Genomic DNA, 14,603 nt, shown 5'->3' on the forward strand with positions numbered 1-14,603 from the left:
CGTTCCTTGCACTGGTTTCACGGACTCTGGGCAGCACAGACGGGGCGACAGTGCGCGTTCTATACGCAATGCGGTTGTGCCTCGCTGTAGGGGGCCAGGGTTTCATCCTCCGTGGGCTCTTGCCAATGCCTCGACGAGGACGGGAGCACACCCAATGATCTTGGTTGTCACACTCACCCTCGTTGGCACAATTCTGCTTGCGACGATTATTGGAACGGCCGTGGTGCAGCAGTCACGACTGTTGAGGCTTCGGCAGTCCCTATCCGGACGGCTGATTGAGGCACAAGACAGGGAGCGCGCAGCCCTCGCTCGCGAACTGCACGATGACATGGTTGGTCGGCTGGATGCCGTCAGCCGAGGATTACGCGCACTTTCGAACGGAGATGCGAACGACTACGGAGATGAGCTTGCCGAGCTCGCGGATGAACTTCGCGATGTCGCACGGCAGCTTCACCCTTCCCTGGTTGATCTCCGCGGACTTGAGGTTGCGCTGCAGGTGCTGGGTGACGAGATGGCGTCACGTGCCGGCATCGCGATCACCGTGCACGTGCGCGGCGAGTCCCATCTAGTGCCGAAGCAGGCGCAGCTGGGACTGTTCCGTATCGCGCAGGAAGCACTCCGGAATGCGATCAAGCATTCGAAGGCCGGCGAAGTCGAGATCTGCCTCACTTGCACGACTGACCTGGTGGAGCTGGTGATCACCGATGAGGGGGTCGGCTTCGTGGCCGAGGAGGGACGAAAGGGCGCCGGCCTTGGTCTCTTGTCGATGGCGGAGCGGGCTCGTTTGCTTGGGGGGCGGTTCCAGGTTGACTCAACGCCAGATTCAGGCACCAGGGTGGGGGTGCTCATTTCTTTGGCCGGGAAGCCATAATGCTCGATGTGGAGAAGCCACTCCCGGGGAAACCAAAGGTCATCATCGTCGATGATCACGTGGGCGTGGCGGAATCTCTCGCTACCGCGTTGCGGGACCAGACGCGCGAAATCAGTACCGTCTCCAGTCTGCCGGTGCTGCGCGCCGCCCTGCGGCGAGCTGGCGCGAAGGGAGGTCCTGTGGACATCGTCTTTCTCGATCTGGCAGTCGGGTCGGACAATGCGCTCGAGTGGTTGCCGGACCTCGTGGAGGACTATCCGGAGGTCCGTTTCATCGTCCTGACGGGATACTCCGAGTTCGCTTTGATGGAGGCGAGCCTGAGCGCGGGTGCGCGTGGCTTCCTCGTGAAGTCAGCCTCAATTGCCGAGATTCAGACTGCCATGGCAACCGTCGCGTCCGGAAAGACCTACCGCAGTCCAGGTGTGCATCGGATCGCGCCCTCAAGAGCCCCAGCATCTCCCACGCGACTCCCCGGTGCCGACCGGTTGGTCCGTCCCACCAACCGACAGCGAGAGATCCTGCTGCTCCTCCGAGATGGCGCGACCATGGCGGCTGCTGCTGAAGCACTGGACCTGCATGAACGAACTATCGAGTACCACCTCCGGACCCTCCGGCAAAAGCTCGGCGGTGTGACACTGCTCGCCTTGATGCGCTGGTTTGAGGACTATCTGAATGCGGAGGCAGGGTAATTCTCGCCTAGGGAATTCCGTAGTGCGGTTGGCTGGGGAGCGGTCCGAGACTGCATACATCCCGCCAACTCGGAGCATCGCGTGATTCCAAAGTGCCTGATCACCTTGCGCGGACCCCACCTGCTGGCCCTCATCACCGCCCTGCTCCCAGCGACCGCCGCGGCCCAGCAGCGCACCCAGCTTCGCACGCCCGCCTGGGTTGAAGTCACCCCCAAAGGCACCGACACCCTGACCCTGTCGTCTGGCGGTGGCCGCTTGGCCAACTTCACAGTCTCCAGTACCTACCCTGGGACCACGACCTACAGCCTCGAGTGCACCACGTCGGGGATGCTCGATGCGTGCAGCATCGACGAGCCGTCGATCACGTTGAGCCAGTATGAGTCGGGCGTGGTCTCCGTGTCCATCACCGCCTCGGTGGGGAGCGGTATTGGCACGGTGACGCTCACGGCGTCTGGCGTTGCAACCGATTACGGCTGGATTCCAGTGCACGTCCTCCAAGTCACGGCCCCAACGGTCTCCCAACCTCGCCAGGCAGACTCTCTCGCCGACTATGGGCGCTGCCTGACGGCCACGTCAGGAATCGGTGCCTGGTCGTGTGGGCATCAGGTGCTCTCCCTTGGCACGCCAGGTCTGACGACCCTGGAGCGCAGTCGCTCCATGACCTTGGTGTACAACAGCGCGACGGCGAGTCCCAGACCAATCGTCTCGGCCAACGTCGTGGTCGGCGGCGGGAGTCCCAGTTTGGACCGCGTCCGCGCCGTCCTCAAGGTGATGGACACCGTTCGGACCACGGTGACCTATGCCGGATGGACGGGGGCGAGCAAACAAATCAGCCTCGGTTGGTCGAGTGGAAGTCGCCCGACGGGTATCTACCCCTACGAGCTCGCCGTCTGGGCAGTGGCAGGGAGTGACTCCGCGGCGACCACGGTGTCCGGCAACCTCTTCGTCGTCAACCGGGCCAATGGGCCGATGGGGACCGGGTGGGAGTGGCTCGGCGTCGAGCGCCTGGTCTTCAGTCAGCCGGCGGGCACCAATCACCTGATGTGGGTGGGTGGCGACGGGTCGGCGGCCCTCTACCGGCAAGTCACCTCGACCCGGTGGGTGGCCCCGCCGGCGGAGTATCGAGACACGATCGTCTACGCGAGCGGGGAATACACGCGTACGCTCCGTCATGGGATCCAGGTCGTCTATGACGCGACCGGCCGGCACGTGCGCACGATCAACCGCGCCAATCAGGTGACGACCTTCTATTGGGCGAGCGCGACCCGGCTCGACAGCGTCAGAGTCCCGCCGGCCGGGAGCGGCGGCCGCACCATCCGCCTCGCGTGGTCCGGCAGCATCCTCGACAGTGTCATCGTGTCCGCCGGCAAGGGGGTCAATGCCACCATCGACGGGTCGGGAAATCTGATCCACTGGGGATGGCCCGACGGGACCTACCAGCAGTTTGTCTGGGACGGGAGCAACCGCCCCTCAACGACTGAGGACGATCGGGGTGGGATCTCCCGGTACGTGTATGGGTCGCATGGTCTCGTCGAGGAGGCGCGCCTCTACTACACCAAGCAGGGGGGTGGGGCGGACAGTGCGGTGACGAAGTTCACGCCCTGGCAGGCGGCGGGCTACTCCGGTAACGGGGGCAGCGGGATTAGCGCCGGCGACACAGCGCAAGCGGTGACGACGGTCTTCGGGCCGCGGGTCGGGATCGCGGACGACGCCGTCTTTCATGTGACCAAGTGGGGGAGCCCGAGCGAGAGCCGGGATGCCCTCGGCATGGCGACGCGGTACGGCCGAGATGACGGCGTGGTACCAGCTCTCGTCACGAGCATCCAGTATCCGAACAGTCGGCGCGCCATCATGACCTACAATGCGCGCGGGAACCTCCTCACGCTGACCGACAGCACGTGGGGGAGCCGTGCCTTCCCGACGCTCCGGAGTAGCTGGGCGTATGCTGATGGCAACGCGCCCGACTCCCCGTCGAAGATGAAGGGGCCTGCCGGCGATTCGACAATGTACAGCTATACCTCCCTCGGGCTCACCAGCACGATCACTGATCCGCGTGGGCACGTCACGTCCTTTGCTTACGCGGCCACCGATGACTCGGTTCGGGGGCAGGTCCGGACGATCGCCGAGCGCGCGGTCGGGATCTGGAAGGAGTCGATCGCGGGCGAAATCGTCGACTCGCTGACGACAATCCTCGGCTACGACGCCAGCGGCAACATCCGACGGATCGAGTCGCCCAGCGGGGCGATCTCCCGTCAGGCGCGCGACAGCGACGGGCGGATTACGAGCGATACGTCCGCCTTGGGGCAGGTCAGGAGCTTTCTCTGGGATGCCATGGATCGGCAGACGCACCTGATTCGGCCCCATGCCGCCGGGGCGACGGCCTGGACGTGCCATACCGGGGAGTTCATCTGCGCCGACCTCACCGTCGATGCCTTGAATCCGCCGAACAGTGTGGACACCACGATCGCCACCTACACCAATGGGTTGTTGACCAAACTGCGGGACCCTCGGGGTGTCGAGAAGAACTACCGATACGACCTGCGTCGACTGATGGTGGCCGATCTGGACGAAGCGGGTGCGAAGGATTCCGCTCGATACGACCCGGCAGGTCTCGTGGTCGGGCACCGGAACCGGATCGATAGTCTCGTGACGATGGCCTATGACATCCTTGACCGAGATTCCGTCGTGCTGGTCCCGAAGCGGGTCCAGACGCTGAACTCCCTGATCGGAACGGCGCTTGCCGACACCATCCGGACGACCTACGACTCGATCAGCAACATGCTGACCAGCGTCAGTCGGATTGGAACGGTCCAACGCACGTATTTTGAGAATGGGGCCCTCAAGTCCGAGCGCATGATCCCTGGATCGCCGCCTGGGATGTTGGCGGACTCCATGCGCTTTACCTATGACTCGGTCGGCAGGCTCCAGCGCATTGCGTGGCAGAACGGCGACTCGTTGATGTACTGGATGCGACGCACGGGCGACCTCGATTCGATGCGCGTCTGGTGGGTCACCGATGGATCGCAGCGGAGCGAGATCTGGAAGTTCACCTGGGACTCGCTCGGTCGGCGTCGGAGCATCATCTACCCGTACGCCAGCATGACGGCAACGTGGCACTACGACCGGGCCGGGACGGTGCGGCGCGTGCTCTCCGACAACGCGTCGGGGGTCGTCACCAATCGGTTCAAGGCCACCTTTGCGCAGGACAGTGTCGACGTGACCGGGCGGGTCATTGGCCAGTACACCTATTGTGACACCAACTACGATCCTGGTGTCACCGCAGGGATGACCTGTCAGGGGTGGCTCCCGGATCGGAGCTCGAACCGATTCAATCGGCTCGGCGCCATGGTCATCCAGCGCCAGGACGTCACGACAGACACCCTCTGGTACGACCAGTCGGGCAACCGGACCGCGGCAAAGAACAACACCCTGATCCAGCAATACACAATCGGCAGCGCGAGCAACCGGTTGGTGAGCCAGAAGGACTCCCTGCGCGGGGCAATCTACGCCACCAGCCGCGATTACGTCTACGCTGCCGACGGAGGCATGTGGGAACGGCACTCGGTTACGCCCTCCGGGCCCGACGTCCGCCAGCAGTGGCAGTATGACAACCTCGGGCGCCTGGTGGGTCGTGGAGAGATTTCGAATCTCGGGGCGAGGGATACGTCGTGGAACACCTGCCGGTGGGATGGGACCGGGCGCAGCGCGCAGCCGTGCAATGGATTCCAGTCCACCTTCGTGGGACCCAATGTGGTGCGGACGAGCAACGGCTGGTTCTTCGTGCAGGCGCCGGGCATCGACGAACCGCTGTTGCTGATCTTCCGGAACCCGAACACCTGGCAGCTGCAGAAGCGGCTGCAGGCGGTGACCGATGGGGCGGGGCAGCTGATTGCCATCGCCGATTCGGCGGGCGAGATTGACGCAAGCTACGCGGGGTCGGGGTACGGACAGTCCAGTTGGCGCGGGGCTGGTGTGATGACACGGGGACAGACCTTTTCGCCCCGGCGGTGGGAGACGGATGCACAGTGGGGACAGCTGCAGCAATTCCGCAACCGGGCGTATGATCCGGGGACGGGGCGCTGGCTGCAGGAAGATCCGATCGGCGTGGCGGGTGGGATCAACCTGTACGAGTACAATGGCAACAACCCGGCGACGTGGCGGGATCCGTTTGGGCTAGACCCGTGCCTCATGGCTCGTGCTCGAAAGCTCGGATACCTCGCTTGCGCGCTCGTGGAGTTCGCTGGCCAGGCGCTGGAGAACCGAGGTGTACAAGTCCCCTCCGGAATCGCACCTGAGGTCCTCGGGACGAGTAAGGATGCGCTTTCTCCAGTGCTGCGCGGTGCAAAGTGGGTCTCGGGAATTCAGAACACCGGTGGTCCGGCGCCGAAGAGCATTGAGAAGATTGCGGAAATGATTGGCCCATCCGCTGCTGGCACCGGAATAGGTGGGAAAGCGCTTCGATTCGTGGGGCCGGCGGCGATTATCGTGGGAGCCATCGAGTTCCTTGTGCCTCCGACGCAACGAGCCTACAGAGGAATAACCTGCATTGTCGAGTCGTGCGTCAATAGTCCGCTAGCACCGAGAATTCCTGGGCCTACAATAGGGCCTAGACCATAGGCCCTGTACGCCTGCAGATCCTTGACCATATGGAAAAGTATTCGATGCAGAGTGATCCGTGGATCCAGGAGATCAACGTCGAGGCCTTGCCCGGTGACGAGGACGGCGACGTTGTCCTCGACGTCACCTTCACCATCGCAAGTGATGCTGAGGTCGATGCGCCAGAATTAGTGTTCGGAGCGGGGCATTGCCCGCTGCTGCTGGATGCGATTCAATCCTCTGCTGCGAGTATCGGCCGATGGAAGGGGCCGCTCATCGTCTTCTCGCTCCGAGATGGTTCCCGGTGGGATGGCTCGATTGTCCGCCTTGAAATGCGGCTGGGGGCCGCGCGCTTGCCGATCTATGTCCCGGACGATCTTCCGACCCTGGTTGGGAGCGGCCCAAGTCCCCAACGACCGCTCCCGACGATTCGTTGGATCACCGATGAGTTGGTAACGGGCGTCCGGTTTCTGGGGCTCCCTGCGCCCGCCGCACCATCGGCCAGGGTGTGGGGCGCCGTCACCGCCGTCCCTGCACAGACATTGGAGATTGATGGTGTCAACGTTGGCTTTTCCGCCATGGCTGCGGCGTTGTCTCACGATCGGTCCGCGGTGGCTCAGCAGATCGTCACCGTTTTCAGTGCTTTGGAGCGAGAGTATGGCTCACCAGGGGTGACCGAGGTCATGGTCATCTCCGAAGCGGAACGACGTCGGGAGAATCCGTGGACCGGCATGCTCTTGCCGCTGACCGAATCCGGGTTGTTTGGCGCTATGCCGCGCGATCATGGACTATTTCAAGCCGAGGTAGCTCGGATTGTGGCGAGTTGCTGGGTCGGGGGGCTTTGGCGAACCTACGATATTGGGCCCGAATGGTTGTTCTGGGGAATCCATTCAGGAATGAGAGCTGACTTCGTCAAGCGGACCGACCCCGGGTTGTACAGTCGGTTGCTCCCGTTGATGACGAAGCGACTTTCGCCGTCGCCATTGAAGCGGTTCCAGCGGGATGTGCGGTACGACATGCGTGCGGCTGCTGTGGGGCTTCACGTGTTGGCGCTCCTTGAAGTGGAGTTCGATCGGGCCACGTTCAGGCGCATGCTGAAGGAATTCTCCGGCACTTCCGTGGCAGCGGAGGACGTGATGACGTTCCTTGCGCTGCCGCCTGAGTTGCGCGGCGAGGTCCGATAGCAGTGGAAGGTGAACGGTACTAGCCATGGTCGGTGGTGCGATTCTTTGCCGCAATCACCGACACCAGAAGGCCATTTCTCGCCGTCCGGAATCCGAGTATCTCACAGCCGCAGTAGCGGCTGCAGGCGGTGACCGATGGGGCGGGGCAGCTGATTGCCATCGCCGATTCTGCGGGCGAGATTGACGCGAGCTACGCGGGGTCGGGCTACGGCCAGACAAGTTGGCGCGGCGGGGTGAGGGGCCTGCGGTAACGCGCCTACCGGTGGGAGCACTCGATGGGAAATCGGCATGGGGAAGGGAGTCTTGGCACTAACCCAGGTGTCGACGGGAATTGCGAATAGTGACTCGCCGTCGCGCCGTCCCTGTCTCGAAGAAAGCGATCAGAACAGGATTCCTGTGGAAATTCACAGTCCTGTTCCTCTTCCATTGGCTTGACGCACCAGCTTTTTAAGGGCATCACCAGCGGAGCGGCCCAACAGCGGCGCGATGTCGATTCTTTGAGGCGCTTCCCCTAGGGTTTGCCCCAGTGTACGTGCGAGCTGCCGAGCCATATCCTCTTGGTGGGCAGACTGTGGTTGCGCCGTCTCTAGACCTTATGAGCGGCCGGTGCCCGCGGCACTCCCTCCCTGAGGCCACTTCGTGAAAGCATCCGAACGAGCTTCGACCGTACTGATGTGGGCCGCCGTACTCTCGGCCGTGACGAGTACTGCGCTACTGGTCGAACGGAGGTTCAGTACGTCGCGCGGCAGCCAAGCAGATCCGTGGGCGCAACCACTCAAATTGGTGGACGGGTGGGAGACACTCGTGGACTCTGGCCTCAGGATTGGACCAGCCAACGCGCGCATCCAGGTGGTTGAGTTTGGTGATTTTGAGTGTCCGGCCTGCAAGAGCTTCGGAGAGAAGGTCCTCGATCCACTCTTGAGGCGGTATCCAGCGCAGATCGCGTTGACGTTCAAGCACTGGCCACTGGAGTACCATCGCTTCGCGCGCAGAGCCGCAATTGCAGCGGAGTGCTCGGGTAAAGAGGGGCGGTTCCCATCCTTCTATGAGGCAGCGTATGCCCATCAGGATTCGATCGGGTTGATTTCATTCGCCGACATTGCTCGCCGGGCCGGGCTCATCGATACCGTTGCCTTCAATGAATGCCTCGCGAGCGACCGTTTTGACAAGACCCTTCAACGTGACCTGGCGCTGGTCGACCGACTGGACGCCCGGGGGACGCCTGTCATCATTGTGAATGGCTTGCTCTTGCCGACGACTCCGACGAGCGAGCGGTTCGAGCGATTGCTGGATAGCCTCGGACTGCGGCGACAGTAGCACGTCTCGTTGCATGGAGGTGAGCCATGCCATCACGCTTTCTCACCGTGGACACCATTCGCCCCCTTTTCCGGAGTCTACAATAATGTCGCGTACCAATCTCACGTCAGTCCTTGCACTCGTTGCCTCTCTCGTCGCTGGCGGACAGCTGATGGCGGAGGAGGAACCCGAAGGATTGTTCTGCGCTACATTCGACGTGAACCCCGACTGCAGCGACTATGTCTGCACCAACGCCAACTGCCCGGGGTATACGGTCTACGGGACTCAGTGCTCGGGCAATCATGTGACCTGTGAGGGGACCAAGAACTAGGGTCGTGTTTCCGCTGGTCAGTAGGTGCAGATGACGGCTTCCCGCCGGACAACGGTCCGGTGGGAAGTCTGTGCAAACGACGTGGTTTGAAGCCGGACAGTCCGGCGAATTGTTCCGGGCCGGCAATTCGGCTGGACCGCGAGGTCTACGTCCGCAACGTAGCATATTTCCTAGTAGCACACCGGGCGACTCGCGGTGCCGGATTCTGACACCCAAACGCTTGCAGAGGAGCGCCGACGCCGGACATGATTGGTTGCCGGCGTGCTGCTCCAATACCCACGTCCTAGCAGCAGGGTTTTCCATGCCGCGCAACAGTAGTTACACCGTGTTCCTTCGGAGCGCCATCCCGCTGCTCATGCTCGTGTCTTCCGTTGGAAGACTCGACGGGCAACAAATGACGACGAAACGAACCCTCCGAATCGATGCCGCGGCCGAGGGGCTCACGGAAATCGGGAGTCTCGTGGTGGGACGCGATGGCGTGATCATGATCACCCAGCCTCAGGACTTCCGGGTTCTGGTCTTCGACCGGGCAGGGCGTCGGGTCGCTTCGATCGGACGCAAGGGCGGTGGACCGGGGGAGTTCCAAGCCATCCGCGGGGTGGGCCGATTCGGAGATGGTTTCTGGGTGGAGGATCCGGTACTCAGGAGATTCACGATCATCGGGGCGAATTTGGGAGTCTCACGAATCGTCCCCTATCCGATTCTTGCCGTGCCGCAGGACGGGACTCGTGGGTGGGCGCAGACGATGCCAATGGCGCTTCGGCCCGATGGGTCCGTGATCTTCACGGGGAGACTCCAAGGGGAAGGCACCCTCCCATCGTGGCACCCGCAGTTGCCTGTCGAGGGGGCGTACATCTTCCGAGTCTCTGCAACGGGGGCGTTCCTTGAGCTTCTCGCACGGCATGCCACGCCGGTGTGCCATACGCAGATAACAGAGACGCGGAAGGCGACCATTCCCTTCTGTTCCGAACCGCTCACCGCATACTCCCCGGATGGCAGCCTGAGCCTGGTGGTTGACTTCGGAATGCAGGCAGGGCGAGACAAGCGGTACTCGATGCGAATCGTCGGTGCGGGTCGACGGGCGCCGGCGGAGGCATTCATCTCATTTGAGCCGCTGGCAATCCCGCCATCGATCGCGGATAGTGCCTTGCGAGCGCGGGCAGCACTTCTCCGAATCGACCCGGGTGAATTTCTCAGGCGGATGAAGGCGCCCTCCTACTACGCTCCCGTCGTCGCAGCGATCGTGGCCAATGACGGCTCCGCCTGGCTTGAAGAGACCAGGGTCGGACGGGAGCACCGCTGGGTGGCAAGAGATCCACTTGGCAAGGTCACCCGTCGTGTCACCCTTCCCGGCAATGCTCGTTTGGTAGCTGTTGAATCGGGGGTGCTTTGGGCAGTGGAGATGGACGGTGACGGCCTGGAGCATGTGGTCACGTTTCGAGTGGACCGCTAAGAGGCGCCACCAGCGCTCGCACCCGCAGGGTATGGCTATTTCTAGTCTTAGCGTGGGTCTATGAACAACGCCGCGAATACGAAGTCCCGATTCGTGAGGTCGAATCAGTCTATGCCGATTGTGGACATCCGGGTGTGATGACCGGCTTTGTCACCTTTATGCCATCGGGCCCGCCAATTAGCAATGCGGAGGCAGGGGAGACCAGGATGTATTCGGAATGGCGACGATTTCTCCTGGAGGAGGTCGAATGGTTCAACGATGAGGCATGAGACTCGTCTCACGATTTGGACGATCGCCCAACGCGGGTAAGGAATCGTGGCCACCACGAGTCATGCTGAAGTTGCATCATTGCGTCCGTCGCCGGGATTGGGGTGTTTGCAGTCCTGACCGCGAGCTATGCTGGCAGGGAGATTGCCGTTGGAAGGTGGGCAGTTCGCAGTCTAGCCTTGTGCGCCGCTCGGTGTGGTGTCGTCGCGTGCGGCACGCGCGATTTGCTCTATTGCGATCTGGCGCGGTGCGCCGAGGCTTCAAGTTCATTGTGGAAATCCACAGGATTGAGTCGGAGGCTATCTGCTGCCCCGGGATTTCTCTCGCGCATCGGCGCCGCCATTTCGCCGAACAGGCAATCCAGCTTCGGATTGGTTTCCACCTCGGGAGGAATGCATCGCCCCGCCAATCAGCACGGCGCGTTGTGGAATGACCTAGTTGTTACGCCTCGATTCGCGGACGACCTTGGGGTGACGAGCGTGGGTACGCAGGTTGCCGCCTACCTGCTCGGTCAGGATTTCTCGAACACTGGGAGGTGAGTATGACGATTTTGAGGAAACTCGCTACCGCGGGCGCCGCGACGGTCCTGCTTGCACTGAACCTCGTCGCAGCAGGGACCCTGACGGCGGATGAGGGGGAAGAACCATGGCCGCCGAATGGTTCATGTTACCTCAGCATGGTCGGTGGTCAGGCACATTGCTGGTGCGGGTTTCCGGACCCCACTCCAACCTGCCACACGATCTTTGGCGGTTGCATCTCGAATGAGACGACTCCCTGCGCAAATCCCTAGCTGGCCCCCTGAGCTGCCGGGAGACCGACGACTTTGCCGTATCTCCCGGACAGCCCATCGGAGGATTACGTGAACCAACGGATCGCGCGGAAAATCGTGATCGGACTTACCGTGATTCTCCTGTTCCAAGCGAGTTGGATTCTCTTCGACCGGCGCGCGATTGCCGCGCCCACAACAGGTGACCAGCTCATCGATGCCCGAATCATCTCTACGGAAGGCAACCTGACTGCAACGACGCTACGTAACATCGCTACTGCCTCCTGCCAAGTTGTTGTGTTCTATCACTCTACGTGTCCGGTGTGCGACCGCATCGCACCATTCTGGCAACGCACACAGCGAGTGACCACGAACACAGGAAACATCCCGGTGATCTGGGTCAGCGTATCCGCGTCAGACACGGGCGCCCGCGCGTTCCTGTCTCGCCACGAGCTTTCCTCGAACGATGCGCTTGGAGTGGCTTCAATTCGGGAATTGAAACGACTCGGAATCACGGCCTGGCCAAGATTTCTACTCGTGGATAGCGCAGGGCATTACACAGCAGAGGGGCCTCGGAAGCCAGCTGACTATAAGCGAATCTCCGGCTGCCGCCTTCTCGACTCAGTGCCGCAATGACCGTTCAGTCACAACGGACGACGCGGGCGCTAGACAAGAGTCTTTCAGCACTGCTCATTTTAATGCTGGTGGGGTGCAAGGCGGCCGCGGCACCAGATCCCGATATCGAGGAATCGGTGCAATTGTCCCGCCGCTTTCAGATGGAACCTACCGTTGCCGCGGCAGTGATCCCCGCGAACGAGATGTTTCCGGAGTGGCGCCCCGAGTTGCTACGTTATCTAGTCGGCGGCGGCTTTCGGGACGACTCCACGCTCGGCTTTCAGCTCGCACATTCTGCAGTCATCATGAGTGATGGATCAATTTTCCTCGCGTCCTACCGCCCACCCTTTGTACGGTACTCAGCTGCGCGAGGGAACGTCGCTCACCTCGGTGTGACGGGTGAGGGGCCGGGTGAGTACCGCCAGATTCAATGGATCGCCCGCTTCCGCGGCGACTCGCTCCGGATATGGGACGGAATCCTGCGGCGGTTGGCAACGCTCGATCCCGAAGGGCGTGTCGTCGCCGAAGCCAGGCCGTCGCCGAAGCTTCGAGATGCGCTCGAGTTCTGGCCGAGCAGGCTCTTTGACGACGGGCGCCTATTGGCGATCGGTCGACGGGGCGTTCCAGAAGCTGCTGGGAACTTAATAATTCGCGGTGACCTGCTGCTTGTCGACTCATCGAATAGTGTGGTCGAATCGCTCGCCAAAGACGTGCCACTTGGCGAGATGCATTTGAAGGAGGCGCCGAATCAACCCGGCATGGATCGAAGCTACTCGGTCGTCACACCGCCGTTCACTCGCTACGGGTTGACGGCGGCCGGTGGTCAACGGTGGTGCTACACCTGGACTGGTGGCGCGGACCTGTACTGCGGGGGTACCAAAGGGGAACAAGTTGTTTCGGTGCGTGACACACTCGCGCAGAGGGTCGTTGATGATTCGACGATGGTTCGGCACCTTGATGAGCTTGGGGTGCTCGAAGGCGCGGGCGATCAGCGAAAGGCAAGAATCATCGGCTGGAAGCAACACTGGACCCATGACTTCCTGCCGCGATGGTCTCGGATGGTGATGGACGATCAAGAACGGATCTGGTTGCAGCGATATCGCAATCCACTTGATTCACAGGAACAGGTGATCGTGCTTGATCGACATTTTGCACCGGTGGCACGATTCGTATTCGAAGGTGGCTGGCAGCTTCTTGCTGCACGGGGGCAGATCGCCGTGGTTGCGAAGCGCACGGGGAGCGGTGGAGTTGCGAAGGTGCTGTCGCTCTCGAGCGGTGAGCTGTAGCGCGAGCAACTTGCTCATGAATCCTAGGGTCACATTGGGCCTGGTTGGAACCCGCGTGGAGGATTTGCCTGCAGTGATGCTGTACCCCGCTGGGCCAGCATTTCATGTGTGGTCAGGCGGGAGAACATGATTCGACGAGAGGTCGGAGCACCTCTGCGAACCGCCACTCCGGAGACAAGAATGCGGTGGGGTGTTGTCCTTGTGTTAGTGGCGACATGCAGTAAAGAGCATAGAGCGAACCCAGTCCTGCCACGCCAACTCGTTGGCGTGTGGGAGCTCAGTTGACTAACGCTGGACATTCTCCGGCAATCGGGCACGTCGCGCTGTTGCGATTTGAATAGTTTGCAGTGCCCGGGTGACGGCTGTCCCGGATGCGTCGAATCGTGCGGCACCACCGAGCAAAGGGCGTGCATCAACCAGTGCTACGGCACAACCCAGTCAACTGGTTGCGCAATCTCCGTCGTTCCTTGCCGCAACTACCCCAGGCACTTCCGCGCGCCCTTCGTCGCGTAGGTTGTCGGTCGCACGGGAGAGTACTCCTCCATCGCTGCTATCGGCGCGAGGGGAGAGACCTTCTGGGTCTCCGATCCGCTTGCATTTCGCATTTCGTGGATGAAGCCGGATGGCACCCTCCTCGGAACGATGCGCGCTCCAGCCGCGACCACCCTGCGACATGCGAAGCTCCCCTACATTCGACCCACGCCCTTCGGTATTGGCGTCGGAGACACCTTGATTGTTGTGGCGGACCGGGAACCCTCGGCAGGTGTGTCCCCGTCCCTTGGATCCATGGGATTTGGTGGCAAGGCGGCAATCCGACTTGCCTCCGATTCATCGCCCCAACTCCTCGCGCGTACGGGGGCGTCCCCAGCGTGCGCCGTGGTCGCGCAAAACGCAGTTGCGGCAGTGCCCTTCTGTGCCGCGCCACTACTCGCAGTTCGAGGAGATGGTCGTGGTGTCGTTGTGGTACAGTTCGAGGGAGAAACGCTCTCGCCGGTGCGGGTGCACTTCATCAGCAATTCGGGCGACACAGTTTTCACGCACGTCATCAAGTCACGCGGCGTATCGATCCCGCGGGACACAGTGGAGGCCTCCTTACGGCCGCTCCGCAATGACGCGCGCTATCGTTCGCAGGTGATTGCCCCTCGATACTACCCGCCAGTGCGACGTGTGATCGCCGGTGGAGATGGTAGTGTCTGGCTCGAGGAGCATCAACCGACGACCGCACATCAATGGTTGGTGCTCGGTCCAA

The 14,603-nt window shown here is 62.0% G+C and carries 8 protein-coding genes and 1 pseudogene; all 9 read left to right on the top strand.

Translation table 11 applies throughout. The features are described 5' to 3' along the window. Window positions 1–154: 154 nt before the first annotated feature. Window positions 155–871 (top strand): hypothetical protein, encoded by a 717-nt coding sequence (locus IPP98_03300; protein ID MBL0178137.1) that lies wholly within the window; start codon window positions 155–157, stop codon window positions 869–871. Further along, entirely contained in the window at window positions 871–1,560 is a 690-nt protein-coding gene (locus tag IPP98_03305) for a response regulator transcription factor (GenBank protein MBL0178138.1), read from the top strand. The genes IPP98_03300 and IPP98_03305 overlap by 1 nt, the downstream gene beginning before the upstream one ends. Window positions 1,561–1,641: 81 nt before the next feature. Then, entirely contained in the window at window positions 1,642–6,177 is a 4,536-nt protein-coding gene (locus IPP98_03310; protein ID MBL0178139.1) for an RHS repeat-associated core domain-containing protein, read from the top strand. 29 nt (window positions 6,178–6,206) lie between these two features. Further along, window positions 6,207–7,340 carry a hypothetical protein gene (locus IPP98_03315; protein ID MBL0178140.1) on the top strand — a complete coding sequence of 378 codons (1,134 nt, stop codon included), beginning with the start codon at window positions 6,207–6,209 and terminating at the stop codon, window positions 7,338–7,340. A gap of 804 nt (window positions 7,341–8,144) precedes the next feature. Then, window positions 8,145–8,657, top strand: a complete 513-nt coding sequence (locus IPP98_03320; protein MBL0178141.1) for a thioredoxin domain-containing protein — start codon at window positions 8,145–8,147, stop codon at window positions 8,655–8,657. Between the two features lie 611 nt (window positions 8,658–9,268). Then, the gene (locus IPP98_03325) at window positions 9,269–10,420 is read left to right on the top strand and encodes a hypothetical protein (protein MBL0178142.1); all 1,152 of its coding nucleotides are present in this window, start codon (window positions 9,269–9,271) and stop codon (window positions 10,418–10,420) included. A gap of 20 nt (window positions 10,421–10,440) precedes the next feature. Continuing rightward, window positions 10,441–10,689: pseudogene (locus tag IPP98_03330) on the top strand (DUF2247 family protein). Between the two features lie 857 nt (window positions 10,690–11,546). Beyond that, the gene (locus IPP98_03335; protein MBL0178143.1) at window positions 11,547–12,089 is read left to right on the top strand and encodes a hypothetical protein; all 543 of its coding nucleotides are present in this window, start codon (window positions 11,547–11,549) and stop codon (window positions 12,087–12,089) included. Further along, complete coding sequence (locus IPP98_03340) at window positions 12,086–13,354, top strand: hypothetical protein (GenBank protein ID MBL0178144.1); 1,269 nt, start codon at window positions 12,086–12,088, stop codon at window positions 13,352–13,354. Before IPP98_03335 ends, IPP98_03340 begins: the two co-directional genes overlap by 4 nt. Window positions 13,355–14,603 lie beyond the last annotated feature (1,249 nt).

This window comes from Gemmatimonadota bacterium (genome assembly GCA_016720805.1).
Classification (GTDB): domain Bacteria; phylum Gemmatimonadota; class Gemmatimonadetes; order Gemmatimonadales; family GWC2-71-9; genus Palsa-1233.

Coding starts and splice junctions, on each gene's coding strand:
- IPP98_03300 (MBL0178137.1), top strand. CDS start 155: ATGATCTTGGTTGTCACACTCACCCTCGTTGGCACAATTCTGCTTGCG.
- IPP98_03305 (MBL0178138.1), top strand. CDS start 871: ATGCTCGATGTGGAGAAGCCACTCCCGGGGAAACCAAAGGTCATCATC.
- IPP98_03315 (MBL0178140.1), top strand. CDS start 6,207: ATGGAAAAGTATTCGATGCAGAGTGATCCGTGGATCCAGGAGATCAAC.
- IPP98_03325 (MBL0178142.1), top strand. CDS start 9,269: ATGCCGCGCAACAGTAGTTACACCGTGTTCCTTCGGAGCGCCATCCCG.
- IPP98_03340 (MBL0178144.1), top strand. CDS start 12,086: ATGACCGTTCAGTCACAACGGACGACGCGGGCGCTAGACAAGAGTCTT.